Genomic DNA, 25,903 nt, shown 5'->3' on the forward strand with positions numbered 1-25,903 from the left:
TGATCATCGCGAGGGCGTCCAGGTGCCCGATCCTCGTCGCATGGCTCTTCGATCACGCTCACGCACCACGTCCGCGACCAGCGGACCGGGCCGCGCCCCGGCCTCCGACGGCCGCCTCGTGCACCGTCGCGCACCCGGCTCCCGCTCCCACGCCCGCCCCCGCTCCCACGCCCGCCACGGCCGCCGGCACGCGCCGCCGGAGGAGTTGCGGCGGAGGGCGGAAACGCTGTTCGGGGAGCGCGTCGAGGAATCCGACCGGGCTGGACACGAGGGGGTGCAGGGGGAGGCGGGAAAGGGACCGCCGTTGCCAGGCCCCGAGACCCCCGCCGACGGGGACATCGGTGACTCCCGCGGTGCCACGCCGACCTGGCGGGAGCGGACCGGGCAGGCACTGCGGGAGCGGATGCCGCTGTGGCTGCAGACCCGATGCGGCCTGGAGCGGCGCAGCGTTGCCGCGCTCACGGTGCTGCTCCTCGTCGCGGCGGTCTTCGCGGTGCAGCACTTCTGGTCCGGCCGCACCCAGTCGGTGGCGGCCCCCGAGGTGGTGCGGGAGGCGGCGGCATACGGAGCCGGGAATCCGGGGCCGACGGCCGCGGACCGCGCGACGACGGGCGAGTCCGGCTCCACGGCCGCGCCGACGGCCACGGCCGGGCCCGAGATCGTGGTGGACGTCGGCGGCAAGGTCCGCAAACCGGGTATCCACAGCCTCCCGGCCGGTTCCCGCGTCGCCGACGCCCTGCGAGCCGCCGGGGGCGTGCGGCCCGGCACGAAGACCGACGGGCTGAACCGTGCCCGCTTCCTGGTGGACGGCGAGCAGGTGATCGTCGGAGCGCCCGTGCCCGCGCCCCGGCCGGGAGCGGGTCCCGCCCCGAGTGGGCCGGCGGGGGCGGCGGGGCCCGCGGCACCGGTCTCCCTCAGCACGGCCACCACCGACCAGCTCGACACCCTCCCGGGCGTCGGCCCGGTCCTCGCCCAGCACATCATCGACTACCGCACCCAGCACGGCGGTTTCCGCTCGGTCGACGAACTGCGCGAGGTCAACGGCATCGGCGAGCGCCGCTTCGCCGACCTGCGGGACCTCGTACGGCCATGAGCAGGCACCTGACCGGAGCGGACCGGCCGGACGGGCTCGCCGGGTCCGACCAGCCCCCTGCGAGGCCCCCGCGCGCCCCCGTGCACGCCGCCTCCGGCCACCGGCTGGGCGCGGCCCACCCCCGGCAGGAGGGCCCCGCCGACCTGCGCCTGGTACCGCCCGCCCTCGCGGCGTGGGCGACGGCCGCACTGGTGCTGGACGTGCCGGCGGGCTGGGCGGTGGGCGTGGTGACGGGCGCTCTCCTCCTGGCCGGAGCGCTGCTGCTGGGGCCGGTGCGTGAACGGCCCCACGCAACGGCGGCCGCCGCCCTCTTCCTCTGCGTCGCCGCGTCCGCCACCTCGGCCGCACTGCACGGCGCGGACCTGCGCCGCGGGCCCGTCCCCGAGGCGGCCCGGCACTACGCCACCGTCACCGCGGAGGTGGAGGTCACGGCCGACCCCCGCCTCACCCGGCCGCGAGTCCGGGGCAACCGCGCGGTGCCGCCCACGGTGCTCATCGAGGCCGACGTGCGGCGGGTGGGCGAGGCGTCCGGGACGACGGTGACGACCCGGACGCCGGTGCTCGTCCTCGTCGACGTCGGCGAGCGAGCCGAGCGGTCCCGCACACGGCCCGCGCCCGCCCGCTGGCTGACCCTGCTGCCGACCACACGGCTCCGCGTCACCGCACGGCTCTCGCCCCCGAGAGAGCGCGGCGACCGGATCGCCGCGGTGCTGCGGGTACGCGCCGGTCGACGGCCACCCGATGTCCTGGCCGAGCCGTCGGCGGCGCAGCGCCTGGCGGGACGGTTGCGGGAGGGCCTGCGCGAGGCGACCGAGGACCTGCCGACGGACGCGAGAGCGCTGCTGCCGGGCCTGGTCGTCGGGGACACCTCACGCGTCACACCGGAGCTCGAGGCGGCGTTCAAGGAGACCGACCTGACACACACCCTGGCCGTTTCGGGCGCCAACTTCACGATCGTGCTCGCGCTGCTCCTCGGCCCGCCGGGCCTGGCCCAGCGCAGTGAGCGCCGAGGACTGGCCCCCCGCCTCGGCCTGCGTCTGAGGACGACCGCGCTGCTCGGCGGGCTGCTCGCGTCGGCCTTCGTCGTCGTGTGCCGGCCCGACCCGAGCGTGCTGCGGGCGGCGGCCTGCGGGTCCCTCGCCCTGCTCGCCCTGGCCACCGGACGCCGCAGATCACTCCTGCCGGCCCTGGCGACGGCGGTCCTGCTCCTGGTGCTCTACGACCCCTGGCTGGCCCGCAGTTACGGCTTCCTGCTCTCGGTGCTGGCCACGGGGGCGCTGCTCACGCTCGCTCCCCGGTGGAGCGCGGCGTTGCGCCGGCGCCGGGTCCCGCCCCGGCTCGCGGAGGCGCTGGCCGCCGCGGGTGCCGCGCAGGCCCTGTGCGCGCCGGTGGTCGCGGTGCTGTCGGCGCGGGTGAGCCTGGTGGGGGTGCCGTGCAACCTGCTGGCGGAGTTCGCGGTGGCCCCGGCCACCGTGCTCGGCTTCGCGGCCCTGGCGACGGCACCGGCGGCGATGCCCCTGGCCAGGAGCCTGGCCTGGTGCGGGGGCTGGCCGGCCGGGTGGATCGCGGGGATCGCCCGCACCGGGGCCGCGCTGCCCGGCGCGGGGGTGGACTGGCCGGGCAGCTGGGCCGGGGCGGCGCTGCTCGCCCTCGTCATGGTGGGCGTGCTGCTCGCCGGCCGGCGATTGCTGAGGCATCCCTGGTGGTGCGGTGTCTGCGCGATGATGCTGCTGCTCGCGGTGCTCCAGCCGCCGCCGCTGGCCCGACTGATCAAGGGCTGGCCCCCACCGGGGTGGCGGATGGTGATGTGCGACGTGGGCCAGGGCGACGCGCTGGTCCTCGCGGCGGGAGAGGGGACGGGCGTGGTCGTGGACGCGGGCCCCGACCCCACCCTCGTCGACCACTGCCTGCGCGCCCTCGGCATCACCCGCGTGCCTCTCGTCCTGCTGACCCACTTCCACGCCGACCACGTGGCCGGGCTGCCCGGGGTGCTGCGGGGCCGCTCGGTGGGCGCGATCGAGACGACCGCCCTCGAAGAACCTGCGGACCAGGCCGAGTTCGTCCGCAGCCAGGCGAGGGCCCGGCGCATCCCGGTGCGGCAGGCGGCCACCGGTGAGCAGCGACGCTCCGGCCCGCTGTCCTGGCAGGTGGTCTGGCCCCCGCCGAGCCCACCGGCCACCACCGCGCCGGGCACGGAGGGCGGCCCCAACGACGCCAGCGTCACCCTCCTGGTCCGGACGGCGGGCATACGCCTGCTCCTGCTCGGCGACCTGGAGCCCCCGGCCCAGCGGGAGCTGGCCCGCTCCCCGGCGGCAGCGGCGCTGAAAGACGTCGACGTGCTGAAGGTGGCCCACCACGGCTCGGCCCACCAGGACTTCGCGTTCCTGCGCCGGGTCGCCCCACGCCTGGCCCTCATCAGCTGCGGCGAGGACAACACCTACGGCCACCCGGCACCCGGCACGGTCGCGGCACTGCGCGCCCGGGGAGCGACGGTGCTGCGCACGGACCGGGACGGGTCGGTGGCGGTCGCGGGTACGGGGAGGGAGTTGCGGGTGGCGGGAGACTGAGGACATGGATTCAGTTCAGGTCGATGCCTACCTCCGCCGGCTGGGAGCCGAGTACCCCGCGGAGCCCACCCTCGAAGCACTGCGTGCGCTGCACCTGCGCCATCTGCGGACGGTGCCCTTCGAGAACCTCTCCGTCCACCTGGGCGAGGAGATCGTGCTGGAGGAGAAGCGGCTGTGGGACAAGGTCGTGGGTGGGGACAGGGGCGGTTTCTGCTACGAACTCAACGGGCTCTTCGCGGCGTTGCTCACCGCCCTCGGGTACGAGGTCACGCTGCTGGCGGCGCGGGTGTACGGCGACGGGGGCCGGCTCGGGATCCCGTACGACCACATGGCTCTGCTGGCGCGGACGGCGGACGGGGGCGACTGGCTGGCGGACGTCGGGTTCGGGGCGCACAGCCACGGTCCGCTGGCGTTCGCGGAGCGGGGTGGGCAGGTGGATCCCGGGGGGACGTTCCGCGTGGTCGAGGCGGGGCCGGACCCGGCCGGGGAGCGGGGCGACCTCGACGTACTGCGGGACGGAAAGCTGGTCTACCGGGTGGAAACGCGTCCCAGGGTGCTCGACGACTTCGTGTCCGGCGCCTGGTGGCACAGCACCTCGCCCCGGTCGCACTTCCTCCAGTCACCGGTCTGCTCGCGGCTCACGGAGGACGGGGGCAGGATCACGCTCAGCGGACGCCGGCTCACGGCGACGGCCGCCGACGGTGTTCGGGAGGAGCAGGAGCTGAAGACGGACGAGGAGGTCTTCGCGGCCTACCGTGACCACTTCGGCATCCGCCTCGACGAGCTGCCTCCCGTGCCACCGGTGCCGCCTGTGTCCCGGCTGTGAGAAATCCCGCCCGGTGCGGCGAAACCGGAGCACACAGGTCCACTCCTGCCCACTCCCAGCACATGCGACGGTTTCCCGCGATGTGGTCCCGTGTTGCCTCGAAAGCCACATCGGTGATCGAATGTTTCTCCGTCAACTAGTTTTCGATGTCGTGCAGAGGGTGTCGCAAATGATCGGCCGCTTGCTGGGAAGCCGAACGAAGCGGATGCAACGGACGGGTCCCCTGGCGGCGGTGCACACCCCGCCGGACGCGGGGGTGCTGAGCTGCCGCGTCCTGGACCCCGTCAACGATCCGGTGCCGAACGCGGAGTTCACGGTCAGCGACGCGATGGGGCGCAAGGTGGTCGGCGGCGGTGCGGATCCCTTCGGGTCGTTCGTGGCGACGGTGCCCGCGGGGGAGTACCGGCTCGCCGTGTCCGCCGAGGGCTACACCCCGTACCGGGCCTCCGTGACCGTCGCCGAGGACACGCTGGCCTCGCTCGGGGACGTGACGCTGCAGGTGGCCCAGCCGCCGGAGCTGCCCGCGCCGGGTGACTGGGAGATCGAGCCGGCCCACTCCTCGATCGCCTTCACCGCGCGGCACATCGGGCTGGCCCGGATCCACGGCCGGTTCAACTCCTTCGCCGGCGCGGTGCGCATCGCCGACGACATGGAGCAGTCCGCGATGCACGTCGTGATCGACGCGGCCTCCATCGACACCAACGTGAAGATGCGCGACGATCACCTGCGCTCGGCCGACTTCCTGGACGTGCAGCGCTATCCGACCCTGGAGTTCTACAGCGACCGGTTCACGCACCGCGGCGGCAACCGCTGGGCCGTCACCGGGGCGCTGTCCCTGCACGGCGTGACGCGCACGGTCACCCTGGACACCGAGTACCTCGGACTCGGCAACGGCATGGAGGGCGAGACGCGGGCGGCCTGCCGCGCCACCACCGAACTGCACCGCGACGACTTCACGGTGAGCTGGCAGACCATGCTGGCCCGCGGCATCGCCGTGGTCGGCCCCAGCATCCGCATCGACCTCGACGTGCAGACGGTGCCCAAGGGCTGACCGCGCCCGGGGCTGACCGACAATGGCACCCGTGAGCGACGTGAGACATGTACTGGTGCTGCCCGACCGGGACGCCGCGGAGGAGGCCGCCCAGGCACTCGGGGAGCGGTTCGGGACCGACGAGGAACCGCGGATCCTGAGGGACGCCCTGGCCGGCGAGGACGACGCCGAGGACGCCCAGTGGCTCGTCCTCCTGCACGACGAGCGGGAAGCGCTGGATGCCGGTGAACTGGACGCGTTCGCCGGGGAGTGGGAGGGCTGGCGCGAGGAGCCGTAGCGCCCGTCCGGGGGCAGCCCGGCCGGCAGCGGCCCGTCCGGCGTTGTCAGTCGTGCGTGCGATGCTTGTCCCGATGGCCAGGAAGACTGCGAACGACGACCCTCTCGCCCCGGTGACCCTTGCCGTGGGCCAGGAGGACCTCCTGCTCGACCGTGCCGTGCAGGAGGTGGTGGCCGCCGCCAGGGCCGCCGACGCCGACACGGACGTACGCGACCTCACCCCCGACCAGCTGCAGCCCGGCACCCTCGCCGAGCTCACCAGCCCCTCGCTCTTCGCCGAGCGCAAAGTCGTGGTCGTACGCAATGCGCAGGACCTGTCCGCCGACACGGTCAAGGACGTCAAGGCCTACCTCGGCGCCCCCGCCGAGGAGATCACCCTCGTCCTGCTGCACGCGGGCGGCGCCAAGGGCAAGGGCGTGCTCGACGCCGGCCGCAAGGCCGGGGCGCGCGAGGTGGCCTGCCCGAAGATGACCAAGCCCGCCGACCGGCTGGCCTTCGTGCGCGCGGAGTTCCGCACGGCCGGACGGTCGGCCACGCCCGAGGCCTGCCAGGCCCTGGTCGACGCGATCGGCAGCGACCTCAGGGAGCTGGCCTCCGCGGTGTCCCAGCTGACCGCCGACGTCGAGGGGACCATCGACGAGGCGGTCGTCGGGCGGTACTACACCGGACGGGCGGAGGCCTCCAGCTTCACGGTCGCCGACCGGGCGGTCGAGGGACGCGCGGCGGAGGCGCTGGAGGCGCTGCGCTGGTCGCTGGCGACCGGAGTGGCGCCGGTGCTGATCACCAGCGCGCTCGCGCAGGGCGTGCGGGCCATCGGCAAGCTGTCCTCCGCCCGCGGCGGACGCCCCGCCGACCTCGCCCGCGAGCTGGGCATGCCGCCCTGGAAGATCGACCGCGTCCGGCAGCAGATGCGCGGCTGGACCCCGGACGGCGTCTCCGTGGCCCTGCGCGCGGTGGCCGAGGCCGACGCGGGCGTGAAGGGCGGCGGGGACGATCCCGAGTACGCCCTGGAGAAGGCCGTGGTGATCATCGCCCGGGCGGCGCGTTCACGGGGCCGGTCGTAGCAGGCCCACTCGCCCGGCCTCTCGCAGGCCCACTCGCCCGGCCTCTCGTAAGCACACGCGCTCGGCCTTCTCACCCGGACGGACCGAAGGCCCCGGTGTCCGTCCTGGGGAAGGACGGCCACCGGGGCCTTCGGATCAAGCTCGCGGATCCATGCCCGCGTGGCGAACGCAGGCCGCGCACGGATCCTGGGTGCCGGACGGGAGCGGATGAGAGAGGGCCCGCTCTGGGTCCTTCCGGCGGTCACACCAGATAAATCCAGATAAGGGGTCAGCCCTTGAGAGCGCCGACCTTCTGCGCCAGCGCCGACTTCTTGTTGGCGGCCTGGTTCTTGTGGATGACGCCCTTGGAGACGGCCTTGTCGAGCTCGCGCGAAGCGACGCGCTGGAACTCGGTGGCCTTCTCCACGTCACCCGCGGCGGCGGCCTCGCGGGCCTTGCGGATCGCGGTCTTCAGAGAGGACTTGACCGACTTGTTGCGCAGCCGGGCCTTCTCGTTGGTCTTGTTCCGCTTGATCTGGGACTTGATGTTCGCCACGAATGAGCCTTTGCAGGTTCAGGCACGAGGCCGCGAGGGTCCCGTGCCGGTGATTTCTTGAAGGAGTGCCTCGCGCTGAGAGGGCAAGAGACACAGCCACCCACACTACCAGCGGGTCGCGGAGGGTCCCAAACCCATACCGGCTCCCCACCCGTGGGACCATGGAGGCTACGTATCGATCCGACCCGAGACCCGAGACCGCAGACACTGCGGACGCCTCAAGAATCAGGACCCTGCGTGCCCGCGATCCCCAGCCATGTGCCCGAGCCGAGCCGTACCGACCCGGCGCTGATCCGCAACTTCTGCATCATCGCGCACATCGACCACGGCAAGTCCACGCTCGCCGACCGGATGCTCCAGCTGACCGGTGTGGTCGAGCAGCGGCAGATGCGCGCCCAGTACCTCGACCGCATGGACATCGAGCGCGAGCGCGGCATCACGATCAAGTCCCAGGCGGTGCGGTTGCCGTGGGCCCCGACCCACGACAAGGGCGCCACGCACATCCTCAACATGATCGACACCCCGGGGCACGTCGACTTCACCTACGAGGTGTCGCGGTCGCTGGCCGCGTGCGAGGGCACCATCCTCCTCGTCGACGCCGCCCAGGGCATCGAGGCCCAGACCCTCGCCAACCTGTACCTGGCGATGGAGAACGACCTCACGATCATCCCCGTGCTGAACAAGATCGACCTGCCGGCCGCGCAGCCCGAGAAGTTCGCCGAGGAGCTGGCCAACCTGGTCGGCTGCGACCCCGACGACGTGCTCAAGGTCTCCGCCAAGACCGGCCTCGGCGTCGACGTGCTGCTCGACAAGGTCGTCGCCGAGGTCCCGGCCCCGGTCGGCGTCAAGGACGCCCCCGCCCGCGCGATGATCTTCGACTCCGTCTACGACTCCTACCGCGGCGTCGTGACGTACGTCCGTGTCATCGACGGCCAGCTCAACAAGCGCGAGCGGATCCGGATGATGTCCACCGGCGCCACCCACGAGCTGCTGGAGATCGGCACCAACTCGCCGGAGATGCTCTCCGCCGACGGCCTCGGCGTCGGCGAGGTGGGCTACCTGATCACCGGCGTGAAGGACGTCCGCCAGTCCAAGGTCGGCGACACCGTCACCAGCCAGCACAAGGGCGCCGAGGAGGCGCTCGGCGGCTACAAGGACCCCAGGCCCATGGTCTTCTCCGGCCTGTATCCGCTGGACGGCTCCGACTACCCCGAGCTGCGCGAGGCGCTGGACAAGCTCCAGCTCAACGACGCCGCCCTGGTCTACGAGCCGGAGACCTCCGCCGCGCTCGGCTTCGGCTTCCGCGTCGGCTTCCTCGGCCTGCTCCACCTCGATGTGATCCGCGAGCGGCTGGAGCGCGAGTTCGGCCTCGACCTCATCGCCACCGCGCCCAACGTGGTCTACCGCGTGATCATGGAGGACGGCACCGAGCACACCGTCACCAACCCGAGCGAGTTCCCCGAGGGCAAGATCACCGAGGTGTACGAGCCGGTCGTGCGCGCCACGATCCTCGCGCCGACCGAGTTCATCGGCTCGATCATGGAGCTGTGCCAGACCCGGCGCGGCACCCTGCTCGGCATGGACTACCTCTCCGAGGACCGGGTGGAGATCCGCTACACCCTCCCCCTCGCGGAGATCGTCTTCGACTTCTTCGACCAGCTGAAGTCGAAGACCCGCGGCTACGCCTCCCTCGACTACGAGCCCACCGGCGAGCAGACCTCCAGCCTGGTCAAGGTCGACATCCTGCTGCACGGCGACAAGGTGGACGCCTTCTCGGCGATCACCCACAAGGACGCGGCGTACGCGTACGGCGTACGGCTCGTCGCCAAGCTGCGCGAGCTGATCCCGCGGCAGGCCTTCGAGGTGCCCATCCAGGCCGCCATCGGCTCCCGGGTGATCGCCCGCGAGACCATCCGCGCCATCCGCAAGGACGTCCTCGCCAAGTGCTACGGCGGTGACATCTCCCGCAAGCGGAAGTTGCTGGAGAAGCAGAAGGAAGGCAAGAAGCGGATGAAGATGGTGGGTTCGGTGGAGGTTCCGCAGGAGGCCTTCATCGCCGTCCTGTCCAGCGACGACAGCGCGGGATCGGGCAAGGGCAAGAAGTAACCGCCACGCCGCATGCCAAGTCCGGGCGAAACGGACGCCGAGGGGCCCGTCGTACGAAAGTGCGGCGGGTCTCTTCGCATGTCACGGGCAGGCGTCTGTAGGAAATGACAGGGCGCGGGCTCTTACGCGGGGGCCGGTCGCCCTTTACCCTGATGCCTGCCCCGTAGTTACTCGTGAGTTAAACAAGTGATCGGACAACGGTCCGCGTCACCGCCTCAGCACCGTTGAACACCGCCCGAGAGTGAACCAGCCACACCTGAGCCAGCCGCAACGAGCCAGCCGCACCGTCGCGGGCCCGGAGGATGTCGTGAGCGACACACAGACACTGATCGAGAACCGTCCGCCCTCCGTGGCGGGACTCTTCCTGGAGCGGGTGGCCGCCACGCCGGACGCCGAGGCGTACCGCTACCCGGTGCCGCCCGCCTCGGGCGAGGGCCCCGACGACTGGAAGTCGCTGACCTGGACCCAGGCCGCCGAGCGGGTCTACGCGATCGCGGCCGGTCTGATCGAGCTGGGCGTGCAGCCCGAGCAGCGGGTGGCCCTGGCCTCCGCCACCCGGCTGGAGTGGATCCTCGCCGACCTCGGCATCATGTGCGCGGGCGCGGCGACGACCACCGTCTACCCGCAGACCAACGCCGACGAATCGGCGTACATCCTCTCCGACTCCGAGAGCCGGGTGCTGATCGCGGAGGACGCCGCGCAGCTCGCCAAGGCGAAGGAGAAGAAGGCGGAGCTGCCCGACCTCACCCATGTGGTCGTGGTCGACGCGACCGGCGCGGACACCTCCGAGGAGTGGGTCCTCACCCTCGACGAGCTGGAGCGCCGGGGCGCGGCCCGCCTGGAGCAGGAGCCGCAGCTGATCAAGGAGCGGGTCGGCGCGCTCACCAAGGACCAGCTCGCCACCCTCATCTACACCTCCGGCACCACCGGCCGGCCCAAGGGCGTCCGGCTGCCGCACGACTGCTGGTCGTACATGGCCAAGGCGATCGCCGCGACCGGCCTGGTCACCAAGGACGACGTGCAGTACCTGTGGCTGCCGCTCGCGCACGTCTTCGGCAAGGTGCTGACCTCCGGCCAGATCGAGGCCGGTCACGTCACCGCCGTCGACGGCCGGGTCGACAAGATCATCGAGAACCTGCCGGTGGTCCGGCCGACCTACATGGCGGCCGTCCCCCGCATCTTCGAGAAGGTCTACAACGGCGTCGCCGCCAAGGCCCGCGCGGGCGGCGGGGCCAAGTACAAGATCTTCCAGTGGGCCGCGGGGACCGCCCGCGAGTACGCCAAGGTCACCCAGGACAACTTCAAGCGCACCGGCACCGCGAGCGCCCCCACCGGCCTGCGCACCAAGCACGCCGTCGCCGACCGGCTCGTCTACGCCAAGATCCGCGAGGCCTTCGGCGGCCGCCTGCGCGCCTGCGTGTCGGGCTCGGCCGCCCTCGCGCCCGAGATCGGCTACTTCTTCGCCGGCGCCGGCATCCACATCCTGGAGGGCTACGGCCTCACCGAGTCCTCCGCCGCCTCCTTCGTCAACCCCGGCGAGGCCTACCGCACCGGCACCGTCGGCAAGCCGCTGCCCGGCACCGAGGTGCGCATCGCGGACGACGGCGAGGTCCTGCTGCGCGGCCCCGGCATCATGGAGGGCTACCACAAGCTCCCCGAGAAGACCGCCGAGGTCCTGGAGGCCGACGGCTGGTTCCACACCGGCGACATCGGCGAGCTGTCGCCCGACGGCTACCTGCGCATCACCGACCGCAAGAAGGACCTCATCAAGACGTCCGGCGGCAAGTACATCGCGCCGGCCGAGGTCGAGGGCCAGTTCAAGGCGGTCTGCCCCTACGTCTCCAACATCCTGGTGCACGGCGCCGACCGGAACTTCTGCACCGCGCTCATCGCCCTCGACGAGATCGCGATCACCGAGTGGGCCAAGGAGAACGGCCTGGACGGCAAGCCGTACGCCGAGATCGTCGCGGCGCCCGCCACCGTCGAGATGGTCGACGGCTACGTCAAGGAACTCAACGAGGGCCTCCAGCGCTGGCAGACCATCAAGAAGTTCCGCCTGCTGCCCCGCGACCTCGACGTCGAGCACGGCGAGATCACCCCGAGCCTGAAGCTGAAGCGGCCGGTGGTGGAGCGGGAGTACAAGAACCTGATCGAGGAGATGTACGAGGGCTCGCGCGAGGCGTAGGCCCGGGGCCACCGTCGTCTACCGCTCAGAAACCGCGGGTGTTCGAAGACGTCCGGTTTCCGATCGGCTTCCGGCCGTCTTCGAACGTTCGCCTAGCACGGATCTCACCCGTGGCGGCCCACTTCGGTAACTCCGTGCTTATGGGCGGGGCCGGTCTGTCACTCTGTCGGCATCGACTGCGAGAAATTCGCACGAACTGCCCGGGGAGACGTCCATGGGGGCCATTCCGACGCAGCGGGAGACCGCCTCCCGCGCCAGCGCGGTGCCCGCACACACCGCCGAGGCAGCCGCCGAGGCATCCGCCGAGGGCTTCGAGGAGTGCGCGCGGGCGCGCGTGACCCTGCTCGGCAGCTCCCTCGCGCCGGGCGCCGCCCGCGCGATGGTGCGGGCCGCGCTCGCCGACTGGTCCGCGCTCGCTCTGCCCGGCACGGAGCAGTTGACCGAGCACCTCACCGCCGACGCCCTGGTCGTCGTCAGCGAGCTGGTCACCAATGCCGTGGTGCACGCCGGCACCGACGTCGAGGTGGGTCTCCAGGTGGAGGAGACCGGCACGCTGGTCGTCGAGGCCACGGACCAGCACCCGTCCCGCGCGCCCAGGAGCGCCGACCCCGAGACGCCGCACGACTCCGCCGAGTACGGGCGCGGCCTGCGGCTGGTCGCCGCGCTCGCGGAGGCCTGGGGGATCACCTACCGCCCGGGCACCAAGACGGTGTGGGCGCGGTTGTCGGCCGTGGGCACGGACGACGCCGGGCAGACCGAGGCGTACGCCGCGGGGCGCGGGGCGCGACGCACCGACGCGCCGGGTGCGTGGCCGCCGGGGGAGGGACGGGACGGCCGGGACGGAAGCCCGGGCGGCCAGTACGGCGGTCCGGACGGCCACGACGACCGGCGGCCCCAGAGCTGCCCGCGGGCACTGGACGCCCCGACACCCGGCCCGGACCACTGGGCGGCGGCCCCCGGCCTAGAAACGGACCCCGGCCCCGAAGCGGACCCCGGCCCCGAAGCGGCCCCGGATACCGACGTGGACCCGGACGCCGGCGTGGACGCGAGCCCCGGTCGACGGGACGGACCCTTCCGTCGGTCGGGGCCGCCGCGGTGGCCGGACCTGCCGGACGGCGTGACCGGCACCGCACGGCGCGGCATCCGCGACCGCGAGTGGCTGGGCCGCGGCGCCCTGTCCTTCCTCGCCGAGGCATCCGACCTGCTGGCCGGGCAGCTCGACGAGGACCTGGTCGCCTCCCTCACCGGCCAGCTGATCGTGCCCCGGCTCGCCGACTGGTGCGGGGTGTGGCTGGAGGACGAGTCCCTGGGCCGCGGCGCCTGGACCGACGACACCGGAGCGGCCGTCGGCGCCCGGCTGGCCCGCGTGTGGCACTCGGGCGAGGGCCGCCTCGACGAGCTGCACGCCGCCCTGGAGAAGGACCCGCCCCGCCCGCGCGACCCGTGGCGCTCCGGTCCCGTCGGCCACCCCTGGCCCGGCGACGCGCTCGGCCCGGACGGCACGCACGGCACCGCGCTCGCCTACCGCCTGGTCGCGGGCGGCAGGCCGCTGGGCACCCTGGTCATCGGACGGGCCGACACCCCGGGCGTCCCCGGTGCCACCGGTTTCCCCGACGAGATCACCGGCCTGGTCGAGGATCTCAGCCGCCGGGTGGCGCTCGCCATCGGCGCCGCCCGCCAGTACGCCCGGCAGGCCACCATCAGCGCCGTGCTGCAGCGCGGCCTGCTGCCCGGCGCCGTCGCGGAGATCCCCGGTGTGCGCAGCGCCCTCGTCTACGAACCGCGTGACAAGGGCGGCCCCAGCGGCGACTTCTACGACCTCTTCCCGGCCGGCGACGGCCGCTGGTGCTTCGCCGTGGGCGACGTCCAGGGCAAGGGCCCCGAGGCCGCCGTCGTCATCGGCCTCGCCCGGCCGTGGCTGCGCCTGCTGGCCCGCGAGCAGTACGGCGTTCCCGACGTCCTCGACCGCCTCAACCAGCTCCTCCTCGACGACGCCACCGAGGCCGCCGACGCCGCCGCCCGCGCGCTGGTCGCCGCCGGAGGCCCACCGGTTGCCCCGGGCGACGGACCGCAGACCCGTTTCCTCTCCCTGCTCTACGGCGAGCTGGTCCCCTTCGACGGCGGCGTCCGCTGCACCCTCGCGTCCGCCGGACACCCGCTGCCGCTGCTCCTCGGGCCCGACGGCACGGTGTCCGCCGTCGCGTGCCCGCAGACCCTGCTCGGCGTCGTCGAGGACGCCACGTACGTCAGCGAGACCTTCGAGCTGCGGTCCGGCGACACCCTGCTGTGCGTCACCGACGGGATCACGGAGCGGCGCAGCGGCTCCCGCCAGTTCGACGACGGCGACGGGCTCGCCGCGGCGCTGGCCGGGTGCGCGGGCCTGGACGCCGAGCTGGTCGCCGAGCGCATCAGGCGGCTGGTGCACGAGTTCGGGCCGCGGCCCCCGGAGGACGACCTGGCCCTGCTGGTGCTCCAGGCGGAGTGAACGGGCGCAGTGAACGGGGCGGGCAGGGGATCCGGCCGGGTGCGGGACAATGGAACGCATGCCCTCCGCACTCCCCGACGGCGAGCCCGTCCCCGCCGACGGCGCCCTGCCCGCGTCCGCGCTCGCCGGGGCCGCCGACCGCCCCCTCGGCTTCTACCTGCACGTGCCGTACTGCGCGACCCGCTGCGGCTACTGCGACTTCAACACCTACACCGCCACCGAGCTGCGCGGCACCGGCGGCGTCCTCGCCTCCCGCGACAACTACGCCGACACCCTCGTCGACGAGGTACGCCTGGCCCGCAAGGTGCTCGGCGACGACCCCCGCGAGGTCCGCACGGTCTTCGTCGGCGGCGGTACGCCCACCCTGCTGGCCGCCGGTGACCTGGTACGGATGCTGCGCGCGGTCCGCGACGAGTTCGGCCTGGCGCCCGACGCGGAGATCACGACGGAGGCCAATCCCGAGTCCGTCGACCCGGCGTACCTCGCGGCGCTCCGCGAGGGCGGCTTCAACCGGATCTCCTTCGGCATGCAGAGCGCGAAGCAGCACGTCCTGAAGATCCTGGACCGCACCCACACCCCCGGCCGCCCCGAGGCCTGCGTCGCCGAGGCCCGCGCGGCCGGCTTCGACCACGTCAACCTCGACCTGATCTACGGCACCCCCGGCGAGTCCGACGACGACTGGCGGGCCTCCCTGGACGCCGCGCTCGGCGCCGGACCCGACCACGTCTCGGCGTACGCCCTGATCGTCGAGGAGGGCACCCAGCTCGCCCGCCGCATCCGGCGCGGCGAGGTCCCGATGACCGACGACGACGTGCACGCCGACCGGTACCTGATCGCCGAGGAGGCACTGTCCGCGGCGGGCTACGACTGGTACGAGGTGTCCAACTGGGCCACCTCCGACGCCGGGCGCTGCCTGCACAACGAGCTGTACTGGCGGGGCGCCGACTGGTGGGGCGCCGGGCCGGGCGCGCACTCCCACGTGGGGGGCGTGCGGTGGTGGAACGTGAAGCACCCCGGGGCGTACGCGGGGGCGCTGGCGGCGGGTAAGTCGCCGGGCGCGGGGCGCGAGATCCTCACGGACGAGGACCGGCGCGTGGAGCGCATCCTGCTGGAGCTGCGCCTGCGGGAGGGCGTCCCGCTGTCGCTGCTGCGGGAGGCAGGGCTCACGGCGGCGCGGCGGGCCTTGTCCGACGGGCTGCTCCAGGAGGGACCGTACGAGGCGGGAAACGCCGTGCTGACGCTGCGCGGGCGGCTGCTGGCGGACGCGGTGGTGCGGGACCTGGTGGACTGACCGGGATTCTCCTCGCCCCCGCCGCCCCTTCCCGTCCCGACCCCGGGGGCTCTGCCCCCGGACCCCCGCTCCTCAAACGCCGGAGGGGCTGGAATCACCGGCTGGGTGAAAAAGTCACGCCGTCACGAAGTCGATCAGCTCCTCCACCCTCCCCAGCAGCTCCGGCTTCAGGTCCTTGTACGAGCCGACCCGTGCCAGGATCGCCTGCCACACCGCGCCGGTGTTCTCCGACGGCCAGCCCAGGGCCCGGCACACGCCGGTCTTCCAGTCCTGGCCGTGGGGGACGCGTGGCCAGGCGTCGATGCCTACCGATGCCGGCTTCACCGCCTCCCAGATGTCGATGTACGGGTGGCCCACGACCAGCGCGTGCTCGCTCGTGACCGCCTCCGCGATGCGCCACTCCTTCGAACCCGGCACCAGGTGGTCCACCAGGACGCCCAGCCGTGCGTCCGGGCCGGGGGCGAAGTCGGCGACGATCGACGGGAGGTCGTCCACGCCGCCCAGGTACTCCACGACGACGCCCTCGATGCGCAGATCGTCGCCCCAGACCTTCTCGACCAGCTCGGCGTCGTGCCGTCCCTCGACGTAGATGCGCCCGGCGCGCGCCACCCGTGCGCGGGCGCCGGGGACGGCGACCGAACCGGACGCCGTACGGGAAGGGGCGGACCGCGCGGGACCGGAGGAGGACGGGCGGACCAGCGTCACCACGCGGCCCTCCAGGAGGAAGCCGCGCGGTTCCAGCGGGAAGACGCGGTGCTTGCCGAAGCGGTCCTCCAGGGTCACCGTGCCCGCCTCGCAGCGGATCACCGCGCCGCAGAACCCGGTGCCGGGCTCCTCGACCACCAGGCCGGGATCGGCGGACACCTCGGGAACGGGCTGCGGTTTCTTCCACGGAGGGGTCAGGTCGGCGGAGTACTGGCGCATTCTGCCGACGATACGAGGAACGCCCGCGCGGTGATCAGCGCGACACGCCGAACCGGGCGGCCAGCGCGTCCCGTTGGGCCCGGACGAACGCCGCGTCCACCACCGCTCCGTGACCGGGGACGTACAGTGCGTCGTCGCCGCCCACGGCCAGCAGCCGGTCCAGTGCGGCCGGCCAGCGCGACGGTACGGCGTCGGGCCCCGCCTGCGGCGCGCCGGACTCCTCGACCAGGTCCCCGCAGAACAGGACGTTCGGGGAGCCCGGCACCAGCACCGCCAGATCGTGCCCGGTGTGCCCCGGGCCCACGTCGGCCAGCAGGACCCGCCGTCCACCGCCCAGGTCGAGCGGGTGCTCGCCCCGGACCTCGTGCCGGACGGGGGAGAGCGCCTCGGCCGCCTCCCGCGCCGCCCGCGCGTCCAGCCCCTCCGCCACCGCGTCCGCGCGCAGCGCCTCCCGCCCATGTCCGCCCGGCGCGAACAGCGCGCCCGTGCCCGCCGCCCCGTACGCGCCGTACACCTCGGCGTCCGGGAACGCCGCCGCGCCGAAGACGTGGTCGAAGTGCGGGTGGGTCAGCGCGAGATGTGTCACACGGCGGCCGCCGAGCCGCCGCGCCGCCTCGCGCAACCGGGCGCCCTCGTCCAGGCTCGACCCCGCGTCCACCATCAGCGCCGCGCCCGCGCCGAGCACCAGCCCCGCCGTGCAGTCCCACCCCGGCAGCCGGCACCGTCCCACCCCGTCCGCCAGCCGCTCCCAGCCCAGCTCTTCCCAAGTCACCGTCACGGCGACGACGCTAACGGCTTGGTCCCGGCCTTGCCGGGGGTGTACCCCACGGCCGTACACTGGGCCGGGGAAGTCTGGCACTCGCGAGCCATGAGTGCCAGGACAGACAGGCCGGAAACGGGCGGACGACAGGTGGAGGTGCGCGCCGATGCTCAGTGAACGCAGGCTGAAGGTGCTGCGCGCCATCGTCCAGGACTACGTCGGCACCGAGGAACCGGTCGGCTCCAAGGCCCTCACCGAGCGGCACAGCCTCGGCGTCTCCCCGGCCACCGTGCGCAACGACATGGCGGCCCTGGAGGACGAGGGGTTCATCGCACAGCCGCACACCAGCGCGGGGCGCATCCCGACCGACAAGGGCTACCGGCTCTTCGTCGACAAGCTGGCGGGCGTCAAGCCGATGACCGCGCCCGAGCGGCGTGCCATCCAGAACTTCCTGGAGGGCGCCGTCGACCTCGACGACGTCGTGGCCCGCACGGTGCGGCTGCTGGCGCAGCTCACCCGGCAGGTCGCCGTCGTGCAGTATCCGTCGCTGACGCGTTCGACCGTGCGGCACGTGGAGCTGCTCTCGCTCGCGCCCGCGCGCCTGATGCTCGTGCTGATCACGGACACCGGGCGGGTGGAGCAGCGGATGGTCGACTGCCCGGCGCCGTTCGGCGAGGCGTCGCTGGCCGATCTGCGGGCGCGGCTCAACAGCCGGGTCGCGGGGCGCCGTTTCACGGATGTGCCGTCTCTGGTGGAAGATCTGGCGGAGCCCTTCGACGCCGAGGATCGCGGTACGGTCTCCACCGTGCTCTCCACTCTCCTGGAGACGCTGGTCGAGGAGAACGAGGAGCGGCTGATGATCGGCGGCACCGCCAATCTGACCCGCTTCGGGCACGACTTCCCCTTGGTGATCCGGCCGGTGCTGGAGGCGCTGGAGGAGCAGGTCGTGCTCCTCAAGCTGCTCGGCGAGGCGAAGGATCCGGGCGTGACCGTCCGAATCGGTCACGAGAACGCCCACGAGGGACTCAACTCAACGTCCGTCGTGTCGGTCGGCTACGGTTCGGGCGGCGAGGCGGTTGCCAAGCTCGGCGTGGTCGGACCGACCCGCATGGACTACCCGGGAACGATGGGAGCGGTACGCGCAGTGGCACGGTACGTCGGACAGATCCTGGCGGAGTCGTAGGTGGCCACGGACTACTACGCCGTACTCGGCGTGCGCCGCGACGCTTCCCAGGACGAGATCAAGAAGGCGTTCCGGAGGCTCGCCCGCGAGCTGCATCCGGACGTCAACCCCGATCCGAAGACCCAGGAGCGGTTCAAGGAGATCAACGCCGCCTACGAGGTGTTGTCGGACCCGCAGAAGAAGCAGGTCTACGACCTCGGCGGCGACCCCCTCTCGCAGGCCGCCGGCGGTGGCGCGGGCGGCTTCGGCGCGGGTGGCTTCGGGAACTTCTCGGACATCATGGACGCGTTCTTCGGCACGGCGTCGCAGCGCGGGCCGCGCTCGCGCACCCGCCGCGGCCAGGACGCGATGATCCGCATCGAGGTCGAGCTGGACGAGGCCGCGTTCGGTACGACCAAGGACATCCAGGTCGACACCGCGGTCGTCTGCAACACCTGCAACGGCGAGGGCGCGGCGCCCGGCACGTCGGCCCAGACCTGTGACATGTGCCGCGGCCGCGGTGAGGTCTCGCAGGTCACCCGGTCCTTCCTGGGCCAGGTCATGACCTCGCGCCCCTGCCCCCAGTGCCAGGGCTTCGGCACCGTGGTCCCGACCCCGTGCCCCGAGTGCGCGGGCGACGGCCGGGTCCGCTCCCGGCGCACCCTGACCGTGAAGATCCCGGCCGGTGTCGACAACGGCACCCGGATCCAGCTCGCGGGCGAGGGCGAGGTCGGCCCCGGCGGCGGCCCCGCCGGCGACCTGTACGTCGAGATCCACGAGCTGCCCCACTCGACCTTCCAGCGGCGCGGCGACGACCTGCACTGCACGGTCACCATCCCGATGACGGCGGCGGCCCTCGGCACGAAGGTGCCGCTGGAGACCCTCGACGGCATGGAGGAGGTCGACATCCGCCCGGGCACCCAGTCCGGCCAGTCGATCCCGAAGCACGGCCGGGGCGTCACGCACCTGCGCGGCGGCGGCCGCGGCGACCTCATCGTGCACGTCGAGGTCACCACCCCGGGCAAGCTCGACCCCGAACAGGAACGCCTCCTGCGCGAGCTGGCCAAGCTCCGCGGCGAGGAACGCCCGACGGGGCAGTTCCAGCCGGGGCAGCAGGGGCTGTTCTCGCGCTTGAAGGACGCGTTCAACGGGCGCTGACGGAGAGCCTGGCGGGCGTCGGTTTGCTGCGCGGGTGCGGCCGGCGGCCGGGGTCTGCCGGGGGTCCGGGGGTCGCCCCCGGGCAGGCACAGTCAGCCGGGGCAGCAAGGGCTGTTCTCGCGGCTGAAGGACGCCTTCAACGGGCGCTGAGGGCCCCTCCGGGGATGCGGATGCTCCTGGCGTATGCCAACGGAAGCCCGGATTCGGACTTGTGTGGAGGACGTGACAACATGCCGTCATGTCCTCCGCACTGACCGATCTCTTCCCCTACCCGATCGTGCAGGCGCCCATGGCGGGCGGCGTCTCCGTGCCACGGCTCGCGGCCGCGGTGTCCGAGGCGGGCGGGCTGGGCTTCCTGGCCGCCGGGTACAAGACCGCGGACGGGATGTACCAGGAGATCAAACAGCTGAGGGGGCTCACGAGCCGTCCCTTCGGCGTCAACCTCTTCCTCCCGCAGCCGGAGACGGCCGATCCCGCCGCCGTCGACGTCTACGCCCACCAGCTGGCCGGCGAGGCCGCCTGGTACGAGACCGAGCTGGGCGACCCCGACTGCGGCCGGGACGACGGCTACGACACCAAGCTCGCCGTGCTGCTGGACAACCCCGTGCCGGTGGTCTCCTTCCACTTCGGCGTGCCCAGCCGCGAGGTCGTCGACTCCCTGCACCGCGTGGGCACCTTCGCCCTGGTCGGCGCGACCACCGTGGACGAGGCCCGGGCCGTCGAGCAGTCCGGGGCCGACGCGGTGATCGCCCAGGGCGTCGAGGCAGGCGGCCACCAGGGCACCCACCGGGACAACCCGGAGACCGGCGGCTCCGGAACCGGTCTGCTGTCGCTGGTCGCCCAGGTCCGGGAGGCGGTGAGTCTGCCGATCCTCGCCGCCGGCGGCATCATGCGCGGCGGCCAGATCGCCGCGGTCCTCGCGGCCGGCGCGAGCGCGGCCCAGCTGGGCACCGCCTTCCTCGCCACCCCCGAGTCCGGCGCGCACGACCTGCACAAGCAGGCGCTGACCAACCCGCTCTTCGTCCGCACCGAACTCACCCGCGCCTTCTCCGGCCGCCCCGCCCGCGCCCTGGTCAACCGCTTCCTGCGCGAGCACGGCCGGTACGCCCCCGCCGCCTACCCCGAGGTGCACCACCTCACCTCGCCGGTGCGCAAGGCCGCCGCGAAGACGGGCGACGCGCAGGGCATGGCGCTCTGGGCGGGACAGGGCCACCGGATGGCCCGGGAGTTGCCCGCGGGACAGCTGGTGGAGGTGCTGACGGCCGAACTCGCCGACGCCGGGACAGCGTTGTCGGGGTTGTCGGGCTATGCGACGGGAGGCGGCGCCCGATGACGGCACCGGTGTTCGTGGTCGACTCCCTGCGGCCGCAGGACCTGCCCGCGGGGGAGTACGTCCTCGACGGGCCCGAGGGACGCCACGCCGTCTCCGTCAAGCGGCTGCGGGCGGGTGAGGACGTCGTCCTCACCGACGGGCGCGGCCACTGGGCCGAGGGCTCGGTGAAGGCCGCCGAGGGCAAGGACCGCCTGGTCGTCACCGTCCCGGGCGGCGTGCGCGAGGAGCCGGCCGAGCAGCCCCGCATCACCGTCGTCCAGGCCCTGCCCAAGGGCGACCGCGGTGAGCTGGCCGTCGAGACGATGACCGAGGTCGGGGTCGACGCGATCGTGCCCTGGGCGGCGTCCCGGTGCATCACGCAGTGGAAGGGCGAGCGCGGCCTGAAGGCGCTCGGCAAGTGGCGGGCGACGGCCCGGGAGGCGGGCAAGCAGTCCCGCCGGGTCCGCTTCCCCGACGTCGCGGACGCGGCGAGCAGCAAGCAGGTTGCCTCACTTCTGGCCGACGCCGGCTTCGCCGCCGTCCTCCACGAGAGCGGCGACGTCCCCCTGTCCGATGCCGAACTCCCCGCCACCGGCGACATCGTGCTGGTGGTCGGCCCCGAAGGCGGGGTGTCCCCGGAGGAGTTGGCCCTGTTCGCCGAGGCCGGTGCGAACCCCTACCGCCTGGGCCGCAGCGTCCTGCGCACCTCCACCGCGGGCACCGCCGCGACCGCCGTACTCCTGGCCCGCACCGGCCGCTGGTCCTGACGGCGCCGGATTGCCGGGTCCCGACGGCCCCGGTCAGCCGTCGGTGGCGGCGACCACGGCGGGGAACAGCTCCCAGCCGTCCAGCTCCACCGGCCGGCCCCCGGGCCCGTCCCAGGGCAGCAGCCCGCGCCGCCCGGCCTCCTCGACCAGCGCCCGTACGACCCCGGGTTCGCGCAGGTTGAGCAGGTTGCCGCGGTTGTCGCCCACGCAGCCCTCGTACCAGTAGCCGCCCTCCGTGGTCCACCGGCCCGAGTCGGGCGCGCCCGCGAGAAAGACGAACCGGACCCGGACCCCGTCCCGGTAGAGCGTCAGGGCGTCCCGCCAGACGTCGTCGCGCCCCCGCTTCTGCCGGTGACTCCACAGGTAAGTGGTGCGTTCGTCCATGACGAGCCTGCGCTGCCTGCGGTCGTTGCCCATGGCGCCCACGGTAGTGGCGAGGAGTGGCCGTATGCGCCCTACCGCCGGTTCCGGAGCGGTGGCAGGCTGCCCTCCATGGGGGCGTTGAGACGGATTTGGCGCATGGCTCCGCTGGCCGTCGGTTCGGCCGTCGCCGTCGGCGGTCTCGTCGCGTGCGAGCCGGGCGGACTCAGCTCCGCGACGGTCGCCTACACGACCGACCAGACCGTGACCCGCGAACTGCAGCGGCAGAAGGCGGAGGTGCGCTGGCTCACCTGCACCGCCTCCTACGGCGACCAGGGCACCACCGCCTCGGCGAGCGAGAACGCGGTCGCCTCCGTGCACTGCGAGGGCAGGACCGACGACGGCAAGGACATCACCGTCGACGGCAAGGTCACCCGGGTCGTCAACGGCGCCTGCGTGCGCGGGAACCTGACCGCGAAGGTGGACGGCAAGGAGTGGTTCCGGGTGAAGGGGCTGGGCAACTGCGACGCCACGAGCGCCCCGCCCGCGAACCGGCCCTCCCAGAACGGGCCGGGGCCCACCGTGACCGTCACCCGGACCATCTGGTGCCCGGACGACCCGCACTGCCGGCCGGTCGAGGGCAAGTAGCCGGACGGGGCCCATGGCCGGGAAGTGATCCAAACCTCTGTCGGCGGGCCGCGCCCCTGCATAGGGTATGGGGGTGACTCAGCCCGCAGCGCCTGCCTACCTCCGCTTTCCGCACCCGCACGGCGAGTTGGTCGCCTTCACCGCCGAGGACGACGTGTGGCTCGCCCCGCTCGACGGCGGCCGGGCCTGGCGGGTCAGCGCCGACAACGTGCCGGTGAACCACCCGCGCATCTCGCCCGACGGCACCACGGTCGCCTGGACCTCCACCCGTGACGGCGCCCCCGAGGTGCACGTCGCGCCCGTCGACGGCGGCCCCGCCAAGCGCCTCACCCACTGGGGCAGCATCAGGACCCAGGTACGCGGCTGGACCGCCGAGGGCCGCGTCCTCGCCCTGAGCACCTACGGCCAGGCCAGCCTGCGCCGCAGCTGGGCCCGCGCCGTCCCGCTCGACGGCGGACCGGCGACCACCCTGCCGTACGGACCCGTGGGCGACGTCGCCCAGGGTCCGCACACCGTGCTGCTGTCCGCGCCGATGGGCCGCGAGGCCGCCTGGTGGAAGCGCTACCGGGGCGGCACCGCGGGCAAGCTGTGGATCGACCGCGAGGACGACGGCGAGTTCGTCCGCCTGCACGACGGCCTCGACGGCAACATCGAGTACCCCTTCTGGGTCGGCGACCGGATCGCCTTCCTTTCCGACCACGAGGGCACCGGCGCCCTCTACTCCTCCCTCGCCGACGGCTCCGACCTGCGCCGGCACACGCCCCTCGACGGTTTCTACGCCCGGCACGCCGCGACCGACGGCAGCCGCGTCGTCTACGCCTGTGCCGGTGAACTGTGGACGCTGGACGACCTCGACGGCGCCGAACCGCGCCGCCTGGACATCCGGCTCGGCGGTGCCCGCGTCGACCTCCAGTCCTACCCGGTCAACGCCGCCCGCTGGTTCGGTTCGGCCTCCCCCGACCACACCGGGCGGGGCAGCGCCGTCGCCGTACGCGGCGGCGTGCACTGGGTCACCCACCGCTCCGGACCGGCACGCGCGCTCGCGGCCACGCCCGGCGTGCGCACCCGGCTGCCGCGCACCTTCCGCGCCGACGGCGAGGAGTGGGTGGTGTGGGTGACGGACGCCGAGGGCGACGACGCCCTGGAGTTCGCGCCCGCCACCGGGCTCGCCCCCGGCGCCACCGCACGGCGCCTGGCCGCCGGGCAGCTCGGCCGGGTGCTGCACCTCGCCGTGGCCCCCGACGGCAGCCGCGTCGCCGTCGCCTCGCACGACGGGCGGGTGCTGCTCGTCGAGCGGGAGAGCGGCGAGGTCCGCGAGGTCGACCGCAGCGAGGACGGCGACGCCTCCGGCCTGGTCTTCTCGCCCGACTCCTCCTGGCTCGCCTGGTCCCACCCCGGCCCGGAGCCGCTGCGCCAGCTCAAGCTCGCCAACACCACCGACCTGTCGGTGAGCGAGGCGACCCCGCTGCGCTTCAAGGACTACTCGCCCGCCTTCACCCTGGACGGCAAGCACCTCGCCTTCCTCTCCACCCGCTCCTTCGACCCGGTCTACGACGAGCACGTCTTCGACCTGGCCTTCGTCGAGGGCGCCCGCCCGTACCTGATCACCCTCGCCGCGACCACGCCCTCGCCGTTCGGCCCGCAGCGCCACGGCCGCCCCTTCGAGACCCCGGACCGCGAGGAGACCCCCGACAGCGAGGGCACCCCGACCACCCGGATCGACATCGAGGGCCTCGCCGACCGCATCGTGCCCTTCCCGGTCGAGGCCGCCCGCTACTCCCGGCTGCGCGCCGCCAAGGACGGCGTCCTGTGGCTGCGCCACCCGCTGACCGGCGTCCTCGGCGCCTCCCGCGCCAACCCCGAGGACCCCGACCCGAACACCGAGCTGGAGCGCTACGACCTCGCCCAGCAGCGCGTCGAGCACCTCGGCGGCGACGCCGACCACTTCGAGGTCAGCGGCGACGGCAAGCGGGTGCTGCTGTGGACCGACGGGCGGCTCAAGGTCGTACCCAGCGACCGGCGGGCCTCCGGCGACGAGGACAGCGACACCAACATCACCGTCGACCTGGGCCGGGTCCGGCAGAGGGTCGAACCGGCCGCCGAGTGGCGGCAGATGTTCGACGAGACCGGCCGCATCATGCGCGACCACTACTGGCGGGCCGACATGAACGGCGTCGACTGGGACGGCGTCCTGGACCGCTACCGGCCCGTCCTGGACCGCGTCGCCACCCACGACGACCTGGTCGACCTCCTGTGGGAGGTGCACGGCGAACTGGGCACCTCGCACGCCTACGTCACCCCGCGCGGCGGCCACGGCTCCGGCGCCCGGCAGGGCCTGCTCGGCGCCGACCTCTCCCGCCACGAGGACGGCGCCTGGCGCATCGACCGTGTCCTGCCGTCCGAGACCTCCGACCCCGACGCCCGCTCCCCGCTCGCCGCGCCCGGGGTCGCGGTGCGCGCCGGGGACGCGATCGTCGCGGTGGCGGGACAGGCCGTGGACCCCGTCACCGGTCCGGGCCCGCTGCTCGTCGGCACGGCCGGCAAGCCGGTCGAGCTGACCATCTCCCCGTCCGGCGGCGGAGAGGTGCGGCACGCCGTCGTCGTCCCGCTCGCCGACGAGGAGCCGCTGCGCTACCACGCCTGGGTCGCCGACCGCCGCGCCTACGTCCACGAGAAGTCCGGCGGCCGGCTCGGCTACCTGCACGTCCCCGACATGCAGGCGCCCGGCTGGGCCCAGATCCACCGCGACCTGCGCGTCGAGGTGGCCCGGGAGGGCCTGGTCGTCGACGTCCGCGAGAACCGCGGCGGCCACACCTCCCAGCTGGTCGTGGAGAAGCTGGCGCGGCGCATCGTCGGCTGGGACCTGCCGCGCGGGATGCGGCCGACCAGCTACCCGCAGGACGCGCCCCGCGGGCCGGTCGTCGCGGTCGCCAACGAGTTCTCCGGCTCCGACGGCGACATCGTCAACGCGGCGATCAAGGCGCTGGGCATCGGCCCCGTCGTCGGGGTCCGCACCTGGGGCGGCGTCATCGGCATCGACAGCCGCTACCGGCTGGTCGACGGCACGCTGATCACGCAGCCGAAGTACGCGTTCTGGCTGGAGGGCTACGGCTGGGGCGTGGAGAACCACGGCGTCGACCCCGACGTCGAGGTCCCCCAACGCCCCCAGGACCACGCGGCGGGCCGCGACCCCCAACTGGACGAGGCGATCGCGCTGGCGCTGGCCGCGTTGGAGGAAACCCCGGCGAAGACGCCGCCGGCGCTGCCCTGACCTGCGGCGCCTGCCCGCAGCTGCGCGGATACCATGCCCCTTGGAAGATCACCGGTGTGAGG

Annotated in this window: 20 protein-coding genes; 16 read left to right on the forward strand and 4 right to left on the reverse strand. The window is 73.4% G+C overall.

What is annotated here, in order from left to right; genetic code table 11:
• The first annotated feature begins 40 nt into the window (after nucleotides 1-40).
• From ACZ7MF_RS24600 to holA, 6 genes are all read left to right on the forward strand, one after another.
• On the forward strand, nucleotides 41-1,093 hold the full coding sequence (locus ACZ7MF_RS24600; RefSeq protein WP_471479768.1) for a ComEA family DNA-binding protein: 1,053 nt from the start codon (nucleotides 41-43) through the stop codon (nucleotides 1,091-1,093).
• Complete coding sequence (locus ACZ7MF_RS24605; protein ID WP_471479770.1) at nucleotides 1,090-3,660, forward strand: ComEC/Rec2 family competence protein; 2,571 nt, start codon at nucleotides 1,090-1,092, stop codon at nucleotides 3,658-3,660. Before ACZ7MF_RS24600 ends, ACZ7MF_RS24605 begins: the two co-directional genes overlap by 4 nt.
• A gap of 4 nt (nucleotides 3,661-3,664) precedes the next feature.
• Entirely contained in the window at nucleotides 3,665-4,486 is an 822-nt protein-coding gene (locus ACZ7MF_RS24610) for an arylamine N-acetyltransferase family protein (protein ID WP_471479772.1), read from the forward strand.
• Nucleotides 4,487-4,655: 169 nt separating this feature from the next.
• Nucleotides 4,656-5,537, forward strand: coding sequence for a YceI family protein (locus tag ACZ7MF_RS24615; protein WP_471479773.1), 882 nt, complete (start codon nucleotides 4,656-4,658; stop codon nucleotides 5,535-5,537).
• Nucleotides 5,538-5,568: 31 nt separating this feature from the next.
• The gene (locus ACZ7MF_RS24620) at nucleotides 5,569-5,814 is read left to right on the forward strand and encodes a hypothetical protein (protein ID WP_471479775.1); all 246 of its coding nucleotides are present in this window, start codon (nucleotides 5,569-5,571) and stop codon (nucleotides 5,812-5,814) included.
• A 73-nt stretch (nucleotides 5,815-5,887) separates the two neighbouring features.
• Nucleotides 5,888-6,877 (forward strand): DNA polymerase III subunit delta, encoded by a 990-nt coding sequence (gene holA / locus ACZ7MF_RS24625; RefSeq protein WP_471479777.1) that lies wholly within the window; start codon nucleotides 5,888-5,890, stop codon nucleotides 6,875-6,877.
• Between the two features lie 268 nt (nucleotides 6,878-7,145).
• On the opposite strand, the gene rpsT is transcribed toward holA, so the two are convergent.
• On the reverse strand, nucleotides 7,146-7,412 hold the full coding sequence (gene rpsT, locus ACZ7MF_RS24630; protein ID WP_003976241.1) for a 30S ribosomal protein S20: 267 nt from the start codon (nucleotides 7,410-7,412) through the stop codon (nucleotides 7,146-7,148).
• 237 nt (nucleotides 7,413-7,649) lie between these two features.
• Between rpsT and lepA the strand changes: the two genes are divergently transcribed.
• The 4 genes from lepA (at nucleotide 7,650) to hemW (ending at nucleotide 15,479) form a co-directional block, all read left to right on the forward strand.
• Nucleotides 7,650-9,518 carry a translation elongation factor 4 gene (lepA, locus tag ACZ7MF_RS24635; protein ID WP_471479779.1) on the forward strand — a complete coding sequence of 623 codons (1,869 nt, stop codon included), beginning with the start codon at nucleotides 7,650-7,652 and terminating at the stop codon, nucleotides 9,516-9,518.
• A gap of 307 nt (nucleotides 9,519-9,825) precedes the next feature.
• Nucleotides 9,826-11,703 carry an AMP-dependent synthetase/ligase gene (locus ACZ7MF_RS24640; RefSeq protein WP_471479780.1) on the forward strand — a complete coding sequence of 626 codons (1,878 nt, stop codon included), beginning with the start codon at nucleotides 9,826-9,828 and terminating at the stop codon, nucleotides 11,701-11,703.
• A 214-nt stretch (nucleotides 11,704-11,917) separates the two neighbouring features.
• A complete protein-coding gene (locus tag ACZ7MF_RS24645; protein ID WP_471479782.1) occupies nucleotides 11,918-14,188 on the forward strand; it encodes a SpoIIE family protein phosphatase in 2,271 nt (756 codons plus the stop codon).
• 58 nt (nucleotides 14,189-14,246) lie between these two features.
• Nucleotides 14,247-15,479, forward strand: coding sequence for a radical SAM family heme chaperone HemW (gene hemW / locus ACZ7MF_RS24650; protein ID WP_471479784.1), 1,233 nt, complete (start codon nucleotides 14,247-14,249; stop codon nucleotides 15,477-15,479).
• Nucleotides 15,480-15,593: 114 nt separating this feature from the next.
• Here hemW and ACZ7MF_RS24655 read toward each other — a convergent pair whose 3' ends face one another.
• Nucleotides 15,594-16,403 carry a DUF3097 domain-containing protein gene (locus ACZ7MF_RS24655; RefSeq protein WP_471479786.1) on the reverse strand — a complete coding sequence of 270 codons (810 nt, stop codon included), beginning with the start codon at nucleotides 16,401-16,403 and terminating at the stop codon, nucleotides 15,594-15,596.
• A gap of 34 nt (nucleotides 16,404-16,437) precedes the next feature.
• Nucleotides 16,438-17,181 carry an MBL fold metallo-hydrolase gene (locus ACZ7MF_RS24660; RefSeq protein WP_471479788.1) on the reverse strand — a complete coding sequence of 248 codons (744 nt, stop codon included), beginning with the start codon at nucleotides 17,179-17,181 and terminating at the stop codon, nucleotides 16,438-16,440.
• Nucleotides 17,182-17,329: 148 nt separating this feature from the next.
• Here ACZ7MF_RS24660 and hrcA point away from each other — a divergent pair, with 148 nt between their 5' ends.
• The 4 genes from hrcA (at nucleotide 17,330) to ACZ7MF_RS24680 (ending at nucleotide 21,562) form a co-directional block, all read left to right on the forward strand.
• Entirely contained in the window at nucleotides 17,330-18,346 is a 1,017-nt protein-coding gene (gene hrcA / locus ACZ7MF_RS24665; RefSeq protein WP_356860722.1) for a heat-inducible transcriptional repressor HrcA, read from the forward strand.
• Nucleotides 18,347-19,483: a molecular chaperone DnaJ gene (gene dnaJ / locus ACZ7MF_RS24670; protein ID WP_003976250.1), complete on the forward strand. Its 1,137-nt coding sequence runs from the start codon at nucleotides 18,347-18,349 to the stop codon at nucleotides 19,481-19,483.
• 238 nt (nucleotides 19,484-19,721) lie between these two features.
• Nucleotides 19,722-20,816, forward strand: coding sequence for a nitronate monooxygenase (locus ACZ7MF_RS24675; RefSeq protein WP_471479790.1), 1,095 nt, complete (start codon nucleotides 19,722-19,724; stop codon nucleotides 20,814-20,816).
• Nucleotides 20,813-21,562 (forward strand): 16S rRNA (uracil(1498)-N(3))-methyltransferase, encoded by a 750-nt coding sequence (locus ACZ7MF_RS24680; RefSeq protein ID WP_471479792.1) that lies wholly within the window; start codon nucleotides 20,813-20,815, stop codon nucleotides 21,560-21,562. Before ACZ7MF_RS24675 ends, ACZ7MF_RS24680 begins: the two co-directional genes overlap by 4 nt.
• 33 nt (nucleotides 21,563-21,595) lie before the next feature.
• Here the strand turns inward: ACZ7MF_RS24680 and ACZ7MF_RS24685 are convergent, their stop codons facing one another.
• Nucleotides 21,596-21,979: a hypothetical protein gene (locus ACZ7MF_RS24685; protein WP_471479793.1), complete on the reverse strand. Its 384-nt coding sequence runs from the start codon at nucleotides 21,977-21,979 to the stop codon at nucleotides 21,596-21,598.
• 102 nt (nucleotides 21,980-22,081) lie between these two features.
• On the opposite strand from ACZ7MF_RS24685, the gene ACZ7MF_RS24690 reads away from it, so the two are divergent.
• Nucleotides 22,082-22,570, forward strand: a complete 489-nt coding sequence (locus ACZ7MF_RS24690) for a hypothetical protein (RefSeq protein WP_471479795.1) — start codon at nucleotides 22,082-22,084, stop codon at nucleotides 22,568-22,570.
• A 67-nt stretch (nucleotides 22,571-22,637) separates the two neighbouring features.
• On the forward strand, nucleotides 22,638-25,841 hold the full coding sequence (locus tag ACZ7MF_RS24695; RefSeq protein ID WP_471479797.1) for a S41 family peptidase: 3,204 nt from the start codon (nucleotides 22,638-22,640) through the stop codon (nucleotides 25,839-25,841).
• Nucleotides 25,842-25,903: the final 62 nt, after the last annotated feature.

The organism is Streptomyces sp. NPDC111628, assembly GCF_055635195.1.

Excerpts from the sequence above, each read along its gene's own strand:
- holA (WP_471479777.1), top strand. The coding sequence starts at position 5,888 with ATGGCCAGGAAGACTGCGAACGACGACCCTCTCGCCCCGGTGACCCTT.
- ACZ7MF_RS24685 (WP_471479793.1), bottom strand. The coding sequence starts at position 21,979 with ATGGGCAACGACCGCAGGCAGCGCAGGCTCGTCATGGACGAACGCACC.
- ACZ7MF_RS24690 (WP_471479795.1), top strand. The coding sequence starts at position 22,082 with ATGGCTCCGCTGGCCGTCGGTTCGGCCGTCGCCGTCGGCGGTCTCGTC.
- hrcA (WP_356860722.1), top strand. The coding sequence starts at position 17,330 with ATGCTCAGTGAACGCAGGCTGAAGGTGCTGCGCGCCATCGTCCAGGAC.
- ACZ7MF_RS24695 (WP_471479797.1), top strand. The coding sequence starts at position 22,638 with ATGGGGGTGACTCAGCCCGCAGCGCCTGCCTACCTCCGCTTTCCGCAC.
- hemW (WP_471479784.1), top strand. The coding sequence starts at position 14,247 with ATGCCCTCCGCACTCCCCGACGGCGAGCCCGTCCCCGCCGACGGCGCC.
- ACZ7MF_RS24655 (WP_471479786.1), bottom strand. The coding sequence starts at position 16,403 with ATGCGCCAGTACTCCGCCGACCTGACCCCTCCGTGGAAGAAACCGCAG.
- ACZ7MF_RS24645 (WP_471479782.1), top strand. The coding sequence starts at position 11,918 with ATGGGGGCCATTCCGACGCAGCGGGAGACCGCCTCCCGCGCCAGCGCG.
- ACZ7MF_RS24605 (WP_471479770.1), top strand. The coding sequence starts at position 1,090 with ATGAGCAGGCACCTGACCGGAGCGGACCGGCCGGACGGGCTCGCCGGG.
- ACZ7MF_RS24675 (WP_471479790.1), top strand. The coding sequence starts at position 19,722 with ATGTCCTCCGCACTGACCGATCTCTTCCCCTACCCGATCGTGCAGGCG.
- ACZ7MF_RS24600 (WP_471479768.1), top strand. The coding sequence starts at position 41 with ATGGCTCTTCGATCACGCTCACGCACCACGTCCGCGACCAGCGGACCG.
- ACZ7MF_RS24610 (WP_471479772.1), top strand. The coding sequence starts at position 3,665 with ATGGATTCAGTTCAGGTCGATGCCTACCTCCGCCGGCTGGGAGCCGAG.
- ACZ7MF_RS24615 (WP_471479773.1), top strand. The coding sequence starts at position 4,656 with ATGATCGGCCGCTTGCTGGGAAGCCGAACGAAGCGGATGCAACGGACG.
- ACZ7MF_RS24680 (WP_471479792.1), top strand. The coding sequence starts at position 20,813 with ATGACGGCACCGGTGTTCGTGGTCGACTCCCTGCGGCCGCAGGACCTG.